Raw genomic sequence first — 17110 nt, forward strand, 5'->3', positions numbered from 1 at the left:
CGTAAATGCTCATATTCGCTGCGCAGGAGGAAAGCCCCATGTCTCCCCGGTCTTTGCCGTATCCGGTTTTCGACATCGACAACCACATGTACGAGACGACGGACGCCCTCACGAAGTACCTGCCGAAGCAGCACCGCGGCAAGGTCGGCTATGTCGAGGTCAACGGCCGGCCGAAACTGGTCGTCAAGGACCACATCAGCCACATGATCCCGAACCCGACGTTCGCGCGGGTGGCCAGGCCGGGCAGCGCGGAGGATTACTTTCTGGGCAACAACCCCGAAGGCCTGAACTTCCGCGAATTCGTCGGTGAGGCAATGGATGTCATCCCCGCGTACCAAGCGCCCGCGCCCCGGCTGGAACTGATGGACGAGCTCGGCATCGACCAGTGCGTGATGTACCCGACCCTCGCCAGCCTCATCGAGGAACGCACCACCGACGACGTCATCCTCACCCACGCGATCATCCATGCGCTCAACGAGTGGATGCACGAGCACTGGACGTTCAACTACCACGACCGGATCTTCGCGACCCCCGTCGTCTGCCTGCCACTGGTGGACGAGGCCATCAAGGAATTCCACTGGGGCCTGGAGCGCGGCATGAAGACGTTCTTGGTCCGCCCCGCACCGGTGCCCAGCCGCTTCGGCGGCTCGCGCTCCATGGGCTTGCCGGAGTTCGACCCGTTCTGGGCAGAGGTCGTCAACGCCGGCATGCCGGTCACCATGCACGCCTCCGACAGCGGCTACCAAAAGCACCTCATGGAGTGGGAGGGCGGCGACGAGTACCTGTCCTTCAAGCCGAGTGCGCTGCGCGAGGTCGTGATGGGCCACCGGGCCATCGAGGACACCCTGGCCGCGATGGTCTGCCACGGCGCGCTGTCGCGCTTCCCCGACCTGAAGATCCTGTGCGTCGAGAACGGCAGCGGGTGGGTGCGCAACCTGCTCGAGCAGCTCAACACCGCGTACAAGATCATGCCGAAGGAGTTCGACGAACATCCCGTCGAGGTGTTCAAGCGAAACATCTACATCCATCCGTTCCTGGAAGACGACCTCAAGGGAATCATCGAGATCATGGGCGAGGACCATGTGATGTTCGGCTCCGACTTCCCGCACCCCGAGGGCATCGGTGACCCGCTGAGTTTCGTCGACCGGCTCGCCGGCGTTTCGGAATCTGCCACGGCGAAGATCATGGGCGGCAACGCCATTGAGCAGTTGGGGCTCAAGGTTCCGGCATGACCCAAACTCCGACGGAGTATGACGGGGTCGCCGGCTTCGAGGCCCACGTCGGCGAGCACCTCGGGTACAGCGACTGGCATCGGGTCACCCAGAAGGAAATCGACCTGTTCGCCGAGGCGACCGGGGACCGGCAGTGGATCCATGTCGACGCGGAGAAGGCGGCCGCTGGCCCCTACGGCAAGACCATCGCGCACGGCTACCTGACGCTGTCGCTGGTTCCGATTCTGGTGCAACAGATTTACCGCGTGACGGGCTTGTCGATGCAGGTCAACTACGGCGTCGACCGGCTCCGGTTCCCGGCCCCGGTCCCGGTCGAATCCCGCATCAGGGCGGGCGCCGAGCTGCTGAAGGTGGAGCGCAACGAGACCGGCGGCCGGGCCACGGTGCGCGTCACCGTCGAGGTGGATGGGTCCGACCGGCCAGCGTGTGTCGTCGACACCATCGCCGCGATGGTCGACGCCTAAGCATTCAGCACGCGTTCGCCGATGACGTGTTGTTCGCGCAGCGCGGCAATCTCCGCCTCGGAGAGCCCGAGCGCTCCCAGCACCTCGGCGTTGTGCTGCCCGAGCGTCGGCGCGGCCGTCCGGTGATGGTGCGCGGGACCCGGCGAGATGCGAAAGGGCCAGCCCGGGAACCGATGCCGGCCGGTGATCGAATGGTCCAGGTTCTGATAGAAGCCGCGCGCGTCGAGCTGCTCGACGTCGTACATCCGGTCGGCGGCAAGTAGCCGTTCCGCGGGGACGCCGCGCCGGGCCAGCGTTGCCACGAGCTCGTCGGGGGATTGCGTGCATGTCCAATCCGCCAGTGTCTCGTCGAATTCGTCATGGTTGGCCCGACGGGATTCCGCGGTCGCGAACCTCGGGTCGTCGCGTAGGTCAGCACGATCGACAACGTCCAATACGGCGCGCCAGTCGGCGTCGTCGCGCACCGAGAGGGCGACCCACTGGTCGGCGATGCTGGTCGGATAGACGCCCTGAGCGTATTCGCGGTGGCGGTTTCCCTCGCGCGGCAGCACCGATCCCGACAGCGAGTACTCGATGACGGGCTCGGCGTTGACGGCCGCCCCGACCTCGATCTGCGCGACCTCGATGAGCTGACCCTCACCGGTAGCCCGCCGGTGTTCGAGCGCGGCCAGCAGCGCGACACAGGCGTGCACGCCGGCGATCGGGTCGGCGGGCCCCTGCAGGTTGCACGGCGGCCCGTCCGCATAACCGGTCGCGGCCGACATACCGGACACCTGTTCGATGTTCAGCGCCCAGCCGACGTAGTCGCGCCACGGCCCCTCCAGTCCGAATCCCGGCATCCGCACCATGATCACGCCGGGATTAACCTTCACGATGGAGTCGTAGTCCAGCCCGAAGTGCTCGACCACGCGCGGCGAGAAGTTCTCCACCACCACGTCGGCTTCGGCGGCCAGCCGCAGCGCCAGCTCGCGACCGGCAACGGAGGTGAGATCAAGCGTGATGTCGCGCTTGTTGAGATTTGTTCCCTGCCATAGTGGCCCGCGCTCGTACCAGTCGTCGCCCTCACGCAGCAGCGAACCCGAGTAGCGGTGCCCGTCGGGTCTCTGGATGGATTCGACCTTGATCACGTCCGCGCCGAACGCGCCCAGGTAACACGTCAGGTACGCGCCCGCCCAGAAGGTGGTCAGGTCGAACACCTTCAACGCGGCGAACGGCAGCGATGGGTTGGGTATGTCGTGCCCCCGGCGGTGTGCGCCGCGTTCGCTCCATGCGGGCACCGCGTCGGTCCGCAGGCCGGGGGCGGGTGCCGGCGCCGGGACCGGCGTCTTGGACAGCCGGAATGGCGGGCCCGGTCTGGTGAATCGCCCCGCGCCGGCGGCCGCCTCGACAAAGAATCCCCGCTCCGCGTATTGCGGACACCGCAGGATGGTGTCGCCGTCGCTGACCGGCGCCGCGGGTATGCGCATGGCCTGACTCAGGTCGACCAGGTCGGCGACGGGCATCGAATCGAGGAAGGGCTGGGCCTTGGCGAAAAACTCGTCGCGCTCGGGACCCCCCAGCATGATCGCGAGCTGATGCTCGCCGAACTCGGGCAACCCGACCATGGCGCAGACGTCCAGCCAGTGCTGGCCGGTCAGGCAGTTGATCCCGATCCATCCATCTGCGGCGTGCACGATACCCAGCATCGGCGCGGCTTTGGAATTGGTCGGCAGGCCAAGGCTTTTCAGGCGCGCGGCCATCAGCATGGGATAGGGCAGCGTCGACAACAGCGATTCGAACATCGAGACGTCCACCTCGACCGGCCGGTCGCTTCCGGCCGCGGCGACGCGCAGCGCCGTCAGCGCGCCGAGGGCCGCGTACCCGCCCGCGATGTATTCCGGGATCCGGGCGCCGGCCTGCACCGGTGCGCGGCCGGGCTCGCGCAGGTTGACCCACCCCGCCGCGGCCTGCAGGGTCAGTGGGGTCGTCACCCGGTCGCGCAGCGGACCGTCCTGGCCGAAGCTCGAGATTCTGACCACCACGAGATTCGCGTTGACCCGTTCCAGCGTGCCCGCGTCCAAGCCCCACTCCCCGCGCTCGGGCGCGCCCGCGGGCAGGTCTTCGACCAACACGTCCGCTTCGGCGATCATTTCGTGCAGAGCCGCGACGTTCTCCGCGTGCCCGAGATCGACTGTGGCGCCGCGCTTCCCGGCGTTCAGATACTCGAACAGCCCGCTGCCGGTACGCCACTCGCGCAGCGGGTCGCCCGCTGGAGGCTCGACCTTGCACACGTCGGCGCCGAGATCGACGAGCAGCTTCGCGCAGTAGGGCCCGGCGATCTCGGAGGCCAACTCGACGACGCGCAACCCCGCCAACGATCCAGTCACGCAGGCACCCCGATCGCCTTGGGCTCCATGTAGGCCCGCAGCCCCATCACCCCGCCCTCGCGGCCGATTCCGCTCTGCTTGAAGCCCCCGAACGGCGCGTCGCCGGGGATCGTGCCGTTGATCGACACCTGTCCGGTCCGGATCCGGCGGGCGAGGCCCACGGCGCGATCGACGTCGCTCCCCCACACCGCTCCCCCGAGTCCGTAGGCCGAGTTGTTGGCGATAGCCACCGCGTCGTCGTCGTCGCGATACCGCAGCACGGTCAGCACGGGACCGAACACCTCCTCCTGCGCGATGTAGGAGTCGGCCGACGCATCGGTGAGTATCGTTGGCTCGAAGTAAAATCCGCCGCCGGGGTCCTTCGGCCGGGCCCCTCCGGCCACGACGGTGGCACCGTCTGCCTCGGCGCGTTTGACGAATCCCTCGACGCGGTCGAGGTGCTCGCGGCTGATCAACGGTCCCATGGTGACCGCCGGGTCGACGGGATCGCCGATCACCACCTCCCGGGACAGCGCGGCGAGGCGGTCCACCACGTCGTCGTGCATCGCACCGGGGACCAGCAACCGGCTGTTGAGGATGCAGGCCTGACCGGCGTGCATCGTGCATCCCTCGAACAGCAACCGTTCCAACAGTTCGTCGGTGACGTCGACGTCGGGCAGCAGCACGGTTGCGGACTTGCCTCCGCACTCGAGCAAAACGCGCTTCATCGTGGTCGCAGCGCCGGCCATCACGTCGCGCCCGACGGCCGAGCTGCCGGTGAAGCTGACCATGTCGACCCGGGGATCCAGCGTCAGGCTCTTGCTGGCCTCGACGCCGGTCGGCGTGACGACATTGACGACGCCGGCGGGGATGTCGGTGTCCTCGTCGATGATTCGCGCCAACGCCAGGCCCGCCAGTGGCGTCAGCGGCGAGGGCTTGAGCACCAGCGTGTTTCCCGCCGCCAGCGCCGCCCCGAGCTTCATGACGTTGAGGGTGTGCGGGAAGTTCCACGGCGTCATGGCCGCCACTACGCCGAGGGGCTCGTACCGCAACAACGTGGTGCCCGCCGCTCCCCACGCATCCATCGGCACCTCGGCGGGCTCGGTGGCGAGCTCGGCGGCATGACCCACCATGAACGCCGGACCGTCGACGTGAATCAGCCGTTCGTTTGCCGCACAGCCCCATTCGGCCTGCGCTAGGGCGTAGATCTCCTCGCCCCTGGCCATCAGCGCGTCGCTGAGCTGTTGCAGGCAGCGGGCCCGTTCGGCGGGCTCGCTCCGGGGCCACGGACCCGTGTCGAAAGCCGACCGCGCCGCCGCGACCGCCCGCTGGACCTGGGCCACGCTCGCATCGGGCGCCGTTTGGATCACCGTCTCGGTGGCGGGATTGACGACGTCGTAGCGCCCGCTGTCCGGCTCGGTCCACTGGCCGTCGATGTAGTGCCCGTAAGCGTCGAGGAGAGAACCCGACCCAGCCATCACTGCCCGCCTTCCTGACTGCATGATCGTGGCGCGGCGCAGGCGACACCACCGAGAGAGCTTACATACTCAAACTGTGTGTACACCGCGACAACATCGCCGTCAACGGGCGATCCACGCAATTTTTAGCCAGATAGGCCGCGATTGACACGCATGTCGACGCTACGGTAGACAGCATGGAAACGGACATTCTTATATGATCTGTCCGGCCAGTCTCTCAGTGTCGAGGAAGGCGTGCGGTGCCAACAACTACTGTCCCCCTGCACTCACCGGACTTCTACTCCGGCGACCCGTACCCGGCCTACCGGGAACTTCGCAACACCACGCCCGTCGTGTGGAACGACGTCACGAACTTTTGGGCGCTGCTGAAGTACGAGGACGTCCGCTACGTGTCGGGACACCCGCTGACCTTCTCGTCGACCAAGGGCATCACCATCCCGGATCCCGCCCAGCCCGAACCGGTTCAGGAGGGCAACCTGATCTTCACCGATCCGCCGCGCCACCGGCAGCTCCGCAAGCTCATCAACTCCGGGTTCACGCGCCGCCAGGTGCAATTGTTGGAGCCCAAGGTGCGCCAGATCGTCAAGGACATCGTGGACGGCGTCGACCCGTCGCGGGACTACGAATTCGCCGAGGAGATCGCCGCACCGCTTCCCACCCGGATGATCGCCGAGATGCTCGGCGCCCCACCCGAAGACTGGGAGCAGTTCCGCGCCTGGTCGGACGCGGCGGTCGGCACCGCCGACCCCGACATCGAACTGGACTCGATGGTCGCGCTCGGCGAGCTCTACGAATACTTCACCAAGCTCATCGCCGCTCGGCGCTCCGGCGAGGTCAGTGGGCAGGACGACCTACTGAGCATCCTGGCCGCCGCCGAGGTCGACGGCGAACGGCTCACCGACGCCGATCTGCTCAACTTCTCCTTCCTGTTGCTGGTCGCCGGCAACGAAACCACCCGCAACCTCATCGCGTTGGGCACGCTGGCGCTGATCGATCACCCCGACCAGTTCGCGCTGCTGCGCTCCAACCCGTCGCTGCTGCCCAGCGCGGTCGAGGAAATGCTGCGGTTCACCAGCCCGGTCACCCACATGGCCCGGCGCGCCACCGAGGACGTCGAGATCCGCGGCCAGCAGATCAAGGCCGGCGACACCGTGGTCATGCTCTACGGCGCCGCCAACCGCGACGAGGAGATCTTCGGCCCCACCTGCGAAGAGTTCGACATCACCCGTAACCCCAACCCACACATCGCCTTCGGGGCCGGTGAGCACGCCTGCCTCGGCGCCCAACTCGCGCGCCTGGAGGCCAGGGTGATGTTCGAGGTGCTGCTCGGCGCGTATCCGACGATCGAGCTCACCGGTGACGTGACCCGACTTCGCGCCACCATGGTACCCGGTGTGAAGCGCATGCCGATCCGGCTGGGAGCCGGCAACTGATGGACTTCGACTACACGCCCGAACAGGAAAAGCTTCGACAGGACTACCGGGCCCGCCTCGAGGCGGTGATGACCCCGGAGCGCCGCGCCGCCGTCGCCGGGCTGATGGAGGGCGGCGCCGCCATGAGCGAGTGCAGGCGGGCGCTCGGCGACGCCGGACTGCTCGGTGTCGCGTGGCCGGTGGAATACGGCGGTGGCGGCCTGACCGCGCTGGAGCAGTACATCTTCTCCGAGGAGGCGCGCAGGGTCAACGCGCCGTTGCCCTTTGTCACCTTGAATACCGTGGGCCCCACGCTCATCCAGTACGGTACCGACGAGCAGAAGACCAAGTTCCTGCCCGCAATCCTCAAGGGCACCGTCGATTTCGCGATCGGCTACTCCGAGCCCGGCGCCGGCAGCGACCTCGCGTCGCTGCGTACCAGCGCGGTGCGCGACGGCGACGAGTTCGTCATCAACGGCTCGAAGATGTTCACCAGCGGTGCGGAGTTCGCCGACTACGTCTGGCTGGCGGCGCGCACCGACCCGAATGCCAAGAAGCACAAGGGAATCACCCTGTTCATCGTGCCGACCGACTCGCCGGGGTTCTCCTGGAAACCGCTGCCCACGATGCCGGGCGTGTCCACCTACTACACGTTCTACGACGACGTGCGGGTGCCCGAGAGCGCGATCGTGCTGGGCGAGAACCAGGGCTGGACGCTGGTGACCAACCAGCTCAACCTGGAGCGCGCCGCCCTCGGGAACCTCGGCGCGCTCGAGCCGCTGTTTCACAAGACGCTCACCTGGGCGTCCACCACACCGCTGGACGACGGCATGGTCATCGACCAGCCCTGGGCGCAACAGGCGCTGGCGCGGGTGGAAGCGCAGGTCGCCGCCTACCGGCTGCTGAACCTGCGGGTGAACGCGACGATGAGCTCGGGTGCGCTCGGGATGGGCGAGGCCTCCGCGGCAAAGGTATTCGGCACCGAGCTCACCCAACAGGTGGCCCGCGAATTGCTCGAAGTCGTGGGGCAGACCGGGGTGCGCAAGGGCTCGGCGGGCCCGCTCAAGGGCGAACTGGAAAGCGCGTACCGTCTGGCGGTCATCAACACATTCGGCGGCGGGGCCAACGAGCTCCAACGCGACATCATTGCCATGGCCGGTCTCGGGATGCCGCGCGCACCCCGAGACGTGCGCGCCGACGGAAAGGGGAAATCCACGTGACAGAGCTGAACAAAGACGGACTGCGCGAGCGCCTCGACGCGCTGATCGGGACGCCCACCGACGGGGTCGGCAGGCCGTCGCGCGCCCCAGATCCGGTGAACGCCGCGATGATCCGGCACTGGGCGTACGCGCTGGACGACATGAACCCCGCCTACCTCGATGCCGAGTTCGCGGAGAACTCCCGCTACGGTGCCCTGGTTTCCCCGCCGGTGATGCTGCAGAGTTGGACGATGCCTCCGCCCAAGCTCGCCGGCATCCACGAACGCGGCGGCGTGCCGATCGAAATCAAGACCAACCCGCTGCAATTCCTCTCCGACGCCGGCTACACGGGCATCATCGCGACGAACTCGGAGTTCGAGATCGAACGCTATCCCCGCGTCGGTGACGAGATCACCGGTGAGACGGTTTTCGACTCGATCTCGGACGAGAAGACGACCGCGATGGGCAACGGATTCTTCGTCACCTGGGTGACCACCTACCGCGATCAGGACGGCGAAGTCATCGGCCGCCAGTGGTTCCGCACGCTGCGATTCAAGACGGGTGGGGCCCCCGCCGGAACGGCTGGGGACTGATGGCCAACAGACTTGCCCCATCGATCAGCCCGGACACCGAATTCTTCTGGACGGGCCTCAAGGAGCACAAGCTGCTGATCCAGCGGTGTGCAGACTGCACGACGTTGCGGGTGCCGCCCCGCCCGATGTGCGGGAATTGCCAGTCGCTCAAGTGGGATTCCATCGAATCGACCGGGCGCGGCACGGTCTACAGCTTCGTGATGCCGCAGTACCCACCGCTGCCCTTCCTGCAGTATCCGTACGTGGTGGCGCTGATCGAGCTCGACGAGGGCGTGCGCATCGTGTCGAACCTGTGCGATATCGAGCCCGCGGCGATCGACGTCGGGCTGCCCGTCGAGGTCTTCTACGAGAAGTTCGAAGCAATCCCGAGCGGCGACGAACTGGTGCTGCACCAGTTCCGGCCCGCGCGCTGACAGGCGAGGCAGCAAGCGAGCATGGACTTTTCCTTCACCGAAGAACAAGAAACCGTCGGCAAAGTGGCCCGCCAGCTCTTCGAGCACCGCGCCACCGCCGAGCATCTCAGCGACCTGGAATCCGGCGGGCTCCGCCACGATCCCGCGCTCTGGGCCGAGCTGGCGTCGTCGGACTTGCTGGGCATCGCGCTGCCCGAAACCGTCGGGGGCAGTGGTGGGGGCTTCCTCGAACTCGGCGTGCTGCTCGCCGAGGTCGGCCGGAGCGTCGCGCCGGTCCCGGTCTATGCGACGCTCCTGCTCGGCGCCGATACGCTTGCGCGGCACGGCAACTCGGACATCCAGCAGCGATACCTGCCGAAGGTGGTGGACGGAAGCACGATCCTGACCGGTGCACTCGCCGAACCGGGAAATTCCGACCCGACCGCGCCACGCACCGCCGCCCGGGCCGATGGCGACGCGTGGAGTCTGACCGGCGGCAAGGAGCTGGTACCCGCGGCGCAGCTGGCCGACGCCATCGTGGTCTCGGCGCACGACGGCGACGGTCCGGCACTATTCGTCGTCGATACGTCGTCCGACGGCGTCGTCGTCACGCCGGCGACCACCACCGACGGCGAACCCTGCGCCGACATCGAACTCGCCGGCGCCCCCGGACGGCGGCTCGGCGGTGCGGACGCGGTCGCCTCGCTGTACACCCGGGCGCTCGTCGGGCTGTGCGCGATGCAGGCCGGGGTGGCCGAACGCGCGCTGAAGATCGCCGCGTCCTACACCAGCGAACGCGAGCAGTTCGGCAGACCGATCGGCTCGTTTCAGGCCGTGCAGCAGCGGCTGGCCGACGCGTTCATCGACGTCGAAGCGATCCGCTGGACCACCTGGCACGCGGCGTGGCTGATAGCCGAGGGCCGGCCCGCGACCCGCGAGGCGGCCATTGCCAAGTTCTGGGCGGCGGAAGCCGGAGCGCGCGTCGCCGCGTCGGCCCAACAGGTCCACGGCGGCATCGGCATCGACATCACCTACCCGCTGCATCGGTATTTCTTGTGGGCCAAGCAGATCGAGCTGTCGCTGGGATCGGCCCCCCAACAACTCGCCCGGCTCGGCGCCGCATACCCGGAAGGACGCAAATGACCTCCACCGTCAACCGCACCACCACGCTGGCGTGGAATTCGATCAACGTGGGCGACGAAGTCACCCCGTTGGACGTCCCGGTGACCACCACCCTGATCGTCGCCGGCGCCATCGCGTCCCGCGACTACATGCCGGTGCACCACGACCGCGATTTCGCCAATTCCCAAGGCTCCAAGGACATCTTCCTCAACATCCTGACGACCAACGGGCTGTGCGTGAAGTTCCTGCACGACTGGGCGGGCCCCGAGGCGATGGTCAAAAGGCTGTCCATCCGTCTCGGTGTCCCCGCCTACCCGAACGACCCGTTGCGTTTCACGGGATCCGTCACGGACAAATCGTCGGGCGACGGCGAAGGGCTCATCGAGGTCACCTTCAAGGGCACCAACGGCCTCGGCGACCACGTCACGGGCACCGCCGTGCTCAGCCTGCTCGAAGGTGTGGATGCGTGAGCGACGGAATCGGCGGCAGGGCCGCCCTCGTCGGGATCGGCCAAACGGAATTCTCCAAAGAGTCGGGCCGCAGCGAGATGCAACTCGCCTGTGAGGCGGTCAAAGCCGCGATCGGCGACGCCGGGCTGCGGCCCGCCGACATCGACGGCATGGTCACCTTCAGCGTCGACGACAACGAGGAGATCGAGGTCGCCCGCAACGTCGGGATCCGGGACCTGACGTTCTTCACCAGGGTCCCGCACGGCGGCGGGGCGGCCGCCGGAACCGTGATGCAGGCGGCGATGGCGGTCGCGACGGGCGCGGCGGAGGCGGTGGTGTGTTACCGCGCGTTCAACGAGCGCTCGGGCTTTCGCTTCGGCGGCGCCGGCCGCCAGCCGGGCGTGACGCCGCTGTGGATGGCACCCTATGCGCCGTTCGGGTTCATGACGCCCGCGGCCTGGGTCGCGTTGCACGCTCAGCGCTACATGACGACGTACGGCGTCACCAACGCCGATTTCGGCAAGATCGCCGTGATCGACCGCAAGCACGCCGCGAACAATCCCGACGCCTGGTTCTACGGCAAGCCGATAACCCTTGAGCAGCATCAGCAATCGCGGTGGATCATCGAGCCGGTGCTGAGGCTGCTCGACTGCTGTCAGGAAAGCGACGGCGGCGTCGCCATGGTGGTGACGAGCATCGAGAGGGCGCGAGACCTGGCCAAGCCACCCGCCGTCATCACCGCCGCGGCTCAGGGCGCCGCCTACGACGGCGAGGTGATGACCAGCTACTACCGCGACGAGATCACCGGCCTACCGGAGATGGGGGTGGTCGGCGGCAAGCTGTGGCGCAATTCGGGGCTGAAACCGCAAGACATTTCGACCGCGTTCCTCTACGACCACTTCACGCCCTTCGTCTTCACCCAGCTCGAGGAGCTCGGGTTCTGCGGTCGCGGGGAGGCCAAGGACTTCGTCTCGGTCGACGAGTTGTCGCTGGGCGGCCGCATGCCGATCAACACCAACGGCGGACTGCTCGGCGAGGCCTACATCCACGGCATGAACGGCATCACGGAAGGCGTCCGTCAGGTGCGGGGCACGTCGCACAATCAGGTGGACGACGTCGAACACGTGCTTGTCACGTCGGGCACGGGCGTCCCAACGAGCGGCTTGATCCTCGCACCCGACCACTGAGCAGGGAATGGTTCAGATGACGCACGCGACGGCGGTCGACACCCGCGCGGTGCTCATCTCGGCAGCCTTCGCCTGCTTCCGCACGCACGGATTGCGGAAGACGACGATCGTCGACATCGCCCGCGCCGCGGACGTGTCCAGAAGCACCTTCTACGAGTACTTCCGGGACAAGGAGACGATCGTCGAGGCCTGCGCGGAGGTGGGCTCGCAGAGCTTCTACCGCAAGCTGGCCACGGCGATCGACCGCCACGGCGGCAGCACGCTGGAGGAAAAGCTTGTCCGGGCCGGTGTCTTCGTCACCCAGGCCCGCCGGGTGGTGGAGCCCGAGACCTACTTCGACCGGGAGGAGGTCAACCTGATGTTGACCAAGAACGCGTCGACTCTACTGCGGGAATGCGGCGAGTTCCTCGCGCCGTATGTGTCGGCAGCGCGTCTGACCGGCGAGGTGCGCAGCGACCTCGACGTCCGGGCCGCGACCGAGTGGTTCGCGCGAATATTGTTCTCGCTGTTCACAACTCCGTCGCCGCACCTCGACATGGGCGACGACGACGCGGTCGCCGATTTCGTCCGCGGCTTTGCCGTGCGGGGCTTTCTGGACGGCCGGCTCAGGAGGCGCTAACCCTGCGCACGGGCACATTGGACCACCCGCAGACGTTGGACATCGCCACCCGCCGCAATCCCGTTCTGTCGACTTCGTATTCGGGGAGAAGGTCGAGCAGCGCCCCCAGCGCGATGCGGCTCTCCATCCTCGCCAGCGCTGCTCCCAGGCAGCTGTGTATCCCGTACCCGAACGCGAGATTGAAGCCCATCCGGCGCTCCCTGTCGATGTCCAGCTGATCGGGATCGGGGAACATCCGCTCGTCGCGCGTGGCCGAGCCCGTGACCAGTAGCACGGCGCTGCCTTCGGGGATTACCGTGCCGTGCAACATCACGTCGCGGGTAGCCGTGCGGACCTGGTACTGCGACGGCGCCTCGTAGCGCAACAGCTCTTCGACCGCCGCGGGAATCTTGCTGCGGTCCCGCTGGAGCTTCTGCCACTGGTCGGGAAAGTCGGCGAACGCGACCATGGCGTTGCCGACGAGCTTGGTCACGGTCTCGGCGCCCGCTCCCCCGAGCATCGTCGCGAAACCGGTGATGTCGATGTCGGTGAGCTTCTCCACCTGACCGTCCCGCTCGAGCTCGGTCTCGATGAGCCGGCTGATCATGTCGTCGCGGGGCTCGGCGCGGCGCTGCTGCACCAGGTTGTAGTAGTAGATCCCGGTTTTCGTCGACGCCTCGAAGCCCTCTCGGGTGGTGGCGATCTCACCGGGACGGCGCTCGAGCAGCAGGTCGAGCCAGACCCGAATCTGGTCGCGGTCCTGCTCGGGCACACCCAGCATGGTGGTGATGACCTCGTTCGGAAACAACGCCGAGAAATCGGCCACCACGTCGAAAGCCGACGGATCCAGCGCGTGGACGCGTTCGTAGACCTTTTCCCGCACCATATCTTCCAGCGCGCCGATGGCGCGCGGGGTGAACACGTTGCTCACCAGCCGGCGCATCTTCTGATGTTCGGGCGGGTCCATCGAGATGATCACTTTGGGCACCGGTATCGCGTCGTCGTGCGCCTGCACCATGTCCAGCGTCGCACCCTTGGCCGACGAAAAGGTCTCGTGGTCCTTGGTGGCGGGCGCGACGTCCTCGTAGCGGGTCAGGGCCCAGAAGTCCCACTTGGCGCTGTAGTACACCGGGGCCTCGTCGCGCAGGCGCCGGTAGGTGTCGAACGCGCCGTTGAAGAAGTCCGGAGAAAACGGGTCGAATTCGGCAGGATCACCGGAAACGGTCTGCGGCGCCGTCGCATTCATAGGATCGCTCCGGTCTCCTTATAGCGCGCGACGGTGTCCCAGTCCATGCCTGCCTCCATCAACACTTCTTCGGTGTGCTGTCCGTGCTCGGGTGCCCCCGCGGGTACGACGGCGTGTTCGTCGAACTGGACCGGGTTGGTGGGCAACGAGTACGGCGCGCCGTTCATCGTCGTGGTGCTGGCGACATAGCCGTTGGCGGTCACCGCTGGATCGTCGCACAGCTCGCCCGGCGTCTGCACCACGCCCCACGCCCCGGAAATCCCCGCCAACCGTTCGCGCCAGTCGGCGAGCGTGCATTGGGCGAACACTTCGTCCATGAGCGCGATGAGTTCCGTGCGGTTGGCGAATCGCGATGCGGGATCGGCGAATCGCTCGTCGTCGATCAGCTCGGGGAGGCCGATGGCGCGCATCGCTTCGGGATAGAACTTGTCGAGCTGCAGCATCATCAGCTGGACGTAGCGGCCGTCCTTGGTGCGGTAGCTTCCGACCAACGGGTTGGGCGAGTCGGCGTGGCCGTAGTTCGGCAGGGAGCTGCCCCCGTGGATCTGGCTCACCGCGACGTCGGGGCTGAGGTTCCAGGCCGCCAGCCCGAGCAGGGACACGTCGACAACCGACCCCTGCCCGGTGGTCGCCTTTTTGTACAACGCGGCCGCAATCCCGCCGGCGATCGTCATGCCCCCCAGCAGGTCTCCGAAGGCGGGCCGCGAGCGCACCAACTCGTCGCCGTCCTCGGTGAGCACGGTGGCGATGCCGCCGCGCGCCCAGTACGAGACGCCGTCGTAGCCGGGCTTGTCGTAATCGGGGCCTTTCGGGCCGTGGCCCGATCCACGCACGTAGACGATGCCCGGGTTCGCGGCCCTGATGTCGTCGACGTCGATGCCGAACTTCTTGCGGCGGCTCGGCAGGTAGCTGGTGAGGAAGACGTCGCACGTGGCGGCGAGCTTACGGATGACCTCCTGGCCGCCCGGGGTGGTCAGGTCGACGCCGATCGACTTCTTCCCGCGATTGGGAATCTCGATCATGTAGTTGACCGTGCCGCCGCCCTCGTCGACGATGCCCATCGTGACGAGGCCGCGCTGCGGGTCGCCGCCCTCACGGGGCTCGACCTTGATGACCTCGGCGCCCCATTCGGCCAGCACGGCGCCGGCCGACGGAACGAAGGTCCACGCGGCGACCTCGAGCACGCGCACGCCGGTGAGCACTTTGTCGACGGAAATCACGGCCTCCAGTGGTGGTAGGTGCGAGCGCACCGACAGGGCAGCAACGGCGATAACGCCTATTTGCACTAATCGAGAATGTCAGTTCTGCGCGGATTTGTAAACCGCGCCCGCCGGTGACCCGCGCACGTTATGGGCTTGCCGACAGCCGTTCGGGCAGGGCCGGATCGCCGTCGGCCCAGAAGGCCCGCCACGTCGGCATCCGCTGGGGCATGGCCGCGCGCAACTTGATGTCGGTCGGCCAGCGCATGAACTCGGGTCCCGGGCGTTCCGTCACGTCGACCGAGTACCAGGGATGCTCCCGCCGCTGGACGAAGCACCACTGGCCCGCGCGGCGCTCGTAGACGTCGTCGTAGCGCATGGTGATCACGTACCACCCGTCGCCGTCCTCGTGTTCGGCCCGGCAGTAGGTCGATCCGATCGCGTGGTCGGCGTTGACGAAGTCGAATTGGTGACCGCAGATGAGGTGGATGCTGCGGTAGAACCTCCGCAGCACGCGGTCGTACCAACGTCGCAACGCATCCCGTCCGCGGCCCTCCGCGCCCGCATCGACATCGTCGACGAACAACGCCACCAGCGCGTCGAGATCACGCGCGTCGAGGGCCATCGCGTACCTGCTGGGCAGCTGGCTGATCGCGAGGCTCGACTCCACCCGGTCCAACCGGTCGCCGGCGGGCGGGCCCGCCAATTCTGTGGCCATGGCGGAATTCTAGGCGGGAGTCGAGGAATGAGAACTAGAGTTCTCGCATTCCGGAAAGCCTACTATCCTGCCCTCATGCCCTTCCCGCACATCTCGCCCACGATTCCCGCACTGGTGAGGTTTGGCGCGGCACACTTTTCGGACAAGCCCTTCCTGATCGCCAGCGGACAGGAATTGACCTACGCGGATCTCGACCGGCGCTCGGCCGCGCTGGCGACTGCCCTGCTGGCCGAGGGTGTCGGCAAGGGCGATCACATCGGGATCCTGATGCCCAACAGCCTCGACTGGGCACTGGCCTGGTTTGCCACCACACGCATCGGCGCGGTCGCCGTTCCGCTCAACACTTTCTACAAGGCGTCCGAACTGGCTTGGACCGCACGCCATGCCGACCTCCGGGCGATTCTGGCCTGGCCACGATTCCGCAATCAAGATTTTCTGGCGGTCCTCGAGGAGGCGTTGCCGGGATTGGCCGATCAGCGCGACCCAGGCCGCATTGCGGTCCGTAAAGCCCCGTTCCTGCGGACTGTCGCGGTGTGGGGACGATCCGATCGGGCCTGGACGACAACGATCCAGGCCGACGCCGGAGCTTCCGCCGGCGCCGTCGACTTCCTCGTCGACGTCGAATCGTGTGTGACACCGGCTGATGACGTGATGATCATCTACACCTCGGGCAGTACCGGTGACCCGAAGGGGCCCGTGCACAGCCAGGGCACACTCGTACGGCACACTTACAATCTCACGCTCATGTACGGCGTCACCCACGACGACGTGATGTTCACCGCCATGCCCTTCTTCTGGGTGGGCGGATTGATCACAGGACTACTCGCGGTGATCCACCACGGCGCGACACTGGTCACCCAACCCGCGTTCGACGCAGCAGAAGCGCTGGAATTGATGGAGCGCCACCGCGCGACGATCACGCTGGGCTGGCCGCAGCAGGGCAAGACGCTGGCCGAGCATCCCGAATTTCCCGCACGCGACCTGAGCTCGGTGCAACGCACCAGCATGCCCGCGATGGTGCCACCAGAGCGTCAGCCGAAGGGCTCTAGCGGCCTGGGCATGACGGAGTTGTGTGGCAATCACCTCGGGGTCGACCCGTATCTGCCGCAGCCCCCCGATCGGTGCGAAACCGGCGGTCTGCCTATCGAAGGGCTGCATCATGTGCTCGTCGACCCCCAGACGGGACTGCCGGTGCCTGCGGGCACACCCGGCGAGATCTGGGTTCGCGGTTACTCGTTGATGCAGCGCCTGCACAAGCGTGAGCGCGAAGAGGTGTTCACTCCTGACGGCTACTACCGGACGGGCGACTGTGGTGTCCGATACGACGACGGCTGGATCCGGTTCACCGGCCGGCTGGGCGATCTGATCAAGACGGGTGGCGGGACCAACGTCACACCCGGGGAAGTCGAACTGGCGCTGGCCGATTGCGACGGCGTCCTCGAGGCGTATGTCGTCGGCGCCGACAGCGACGACGGC

The 17110-nt window shown here is 67.0% G+C and carries 16 protein-coding genes; 11 read left to right on the top strand and 5 right to left on the bottom strand.

Annotation, left to right across the window (positions count from 1 at the left end):
• Positions 1 to 38: 38 nt before the first annotated feature.
• Together AC5Y43_RS12665 and AC5Y43_RS12670 are read left to right on the top strand one after the other, a co-directional pair.
• Positions 39 to 1232: an amidohydrolase family protein gene (locus AC5Y43_RS12665; RefSeq protein ID WP_499972791.1), complete on the top strand. Its 1194-nt coding sequence runs from the start codon at positions 39 to 41 to the stop codon at positions 1230 to 1232.
• Positions 1229 to 1696 carry a MaoC family dehydratase gene (locus AC5Y43_RS12670; protein ID WP_499972793.1) on the top strand — a complete coding sequence of 156 codons (468 nt, stop codon included), beginning with the start codon at positions 1229 to 1231 and terminating at the stop codon, positions 1694 to 1696. The genes AC5Y43_RS12665 and AC5Y43_RS12670 overlap by 4 nt, the downstream gene beginning before the upstream one ends.
• Here AC5Y43_RS12670 and AC5Y43_RS12675 read toward each other — a convergent pair.
• Positions 1693 to 4062: a CaiB/BaiF CoA transferase family protein gene (locus AC5Y43_RS12675; RefSeq protein ID WP_499972794.1), complete on the bottom strand. Its 2370-nt coding sequence runs from the start codon at positions 4060 to 4062 to the stop codon at positions 1693 to 1695. The two genes, AC5Y43_RS12670 and AC5Y43_RS12675, sit on opposite strands and share 4 nt — an antisense overlap.
• Positions 4059 to 5519 (bottom strand): aldehyde dehydrogenase family protein, encoded by a 1461-nt coding sequence (locus AC5Y43_RS12680; protein WP_499972795.1) that lies wholly within the window; start codon positions 5517 to 5519, stop codon positions 4059 to 4061. The genes AC5Y43_RS12675 and AC5Y43_RS12680 overlap by 4 nt, the downstream gene beginning before the upstream one ends.
• Positions 5520 to 5779: 260 nt before the next feature.
• On the opposite strand from AC5Y43_RS12680, the gene AC5Y43_RS12685 reads away from it, so the two are divergent.
• From AC5Y43_RS12685 to AC5Y43_RS12720, 8 genes are read left to right on the top strand one after another with little or no spacing between them, the layout of a single operon-like run.
• Positions 5780 to 6952 carry a cytochrome P450 gene (locus tag AC5Y43_RS12685; RefSeq protein WP_499972885.1) on the top strand — a complete coding sequence of 391 codons (1173 nt, stop codon included), beginning with the start codon at positions 5780 to 5782 and terminating at the stop codon, positions 6950 to 6952.
• On the top strand, positions 6952 to 8151 hold the full coding sequence (locus AC5Y43_RS12690) for an acyl-CoA dehydrogenase family protein (protein WP_499972796.1): 1200 nt from the start codon (positions 6952 to 6954) through the stop codon (positions 8149 to 8151). Before AC5Y43_RS12685 ends, AC5Y43_RS12690 begins: the two co-directional genes overlap by 1 nt.
• A complete protein-coding gene (locus AC5Y43_RS12695; RefSeq protein ID WP_499972800.1) occupies positions 8148 to 8723 on the top strand; it encodes an FAS1-like dehydratase domain-containing protein in 576 nt (191 codons plus the stop codon). The genes AC5Y43_RS12690 and AC5Y43_RS12695 overlap by 4 nt, the downstream gene beginning before the upstream one ends.
• Positions 8723 to 9136, top strand: a complete 414-nt coding sequence (locus AC5Y43_RS12700; RefSeq protein WP_499972804.1) for a Zn-ribbon domain-containing OB-fold protein — start codon at positions 8723 to 8725, stop codon at positions 9134 to 9136. Before AC5Y43_RS12695 ends, AC5Y43_RS12700 begins: the two co-directional genes overlap by 1 nt.
• A gap of 21 nt (positions 9137 to 9157) precedes the next feature.
• The gene (locus tag AC5Y43_RS12705) at positions 9158 to 10258 is read left to right on the top strand and encodes an acyl-CoA dehydrogenase family protein (protein ID WP_499972807.1); all 1101 of its coding nucleotides are present in this window, start codon (positions 9158 to 9160) and stop codon (positions 10256 to 10258) included.
• On the top strand, positions 10255 to 10707 hold the full coding sequence (locus tag AC5Y43_RS12710) for a MaoC family dehydratase (RefSeq protein ID WP_499972808.1): 453 nt from the start codon (positions 10255 to 10257) through the stop codon (positions 10705 to 10707). The genes AC5Y43_RS12705 and AC5Y43_RS12710 overlap by 4 nt, the downstream gene beginning before the upstream one ends.
• On the top strand, positions 10704 to 11873 hold the full coding sequence (locus tag AC5Y43_RS12715) for a lipid-transfer protein (protein WP_499972810.1): 1170 nt from the start codon (positions 10704 to 10706) through the stop codon (positions 11871 to 11873). Before AC5Y43_RS12710 ends, AC5Y43_RS12715 begins: the two co-directional genes overlap by 4 nt.
• A gap of 16 nt (positions 11874 to 11889) precedes the next feature.
• A complete protein-coding gene (locus AC5Y43_RS12720) occupies positions 11890 to 12492 on the top strand; it encodes a TetR/AcrR family transcriptional regulator (protein ID WP_499972812.1) in 603 nt (200 codons plus the stop codon).
• Here AC5Y43_RS12720 and AC5Y43_RS12725 read toward each other — a convergent pair.
• From AC5Y43_RS12725 to AC5Y43_RS12735, 3 genes are all read right to left on the bottom strand, one after another.
• Positions 12479 to 13717 carry a cytochrome P450 gene (locus AC5Y43_RS12725; RefSeq protein WP_499972814.1) on the bottom strand — a complete coding sequence of 413 codons (1239 nt, stop codon included), beginning with the start codon at positions 13715 to 13717 and terminating at the stop codon, positions 12479 to 12481. The two genes, AC5Y43_RS12720 and AC5Y43_RS12725, sit on opposite strands and share 14 nt — an antisense overlap.
• Positions 13714 to 14946: a CaiB/BaiF CoA transferase family protein gene (locus AC5Y43_RS12730; protein WP_499972887.1), complete on the bottom strand. Its 1233-nt coding sequence runs from the start codon at positions 14944 to 14946 to the stop codon at positions 13714 to 13716. The genes AC5Y43_RS12725 and AC5Y43_RS12730 overlap by 4 nt, the downstream gene beginning before the upstream one ends.
• A 118-nt stretch (positions 14947 to 15064) precedes the next feature.
• Entirely contained in the window at positions 15065 to 15595 is a 531-nt protein-coding gene (locus tag AC5Y43_RS12735; protein WP_499972890.1) for a nuclear transport factor 2 family protein, read from the bottom strand.
• 114 nt (positions 15596 to 15709) lie between these two features.
• Between AC5Y43_RS12735 and AC5Y43_RS12740 the strand changes: the two genes are divergently transcribed.
• A partial coding sequence (locus tag AC5Y43_RS12740) for a class I adenylate-forming enzyme family protein (RefSeq protein ID WP_499972817.1) occupies positions 15710 to 17110 on the top strand: 1401 nt, incomplete at its 3' end.

This window comes from Mycobacterium sp. NGS57 (genome assembly GCF_059812405.1).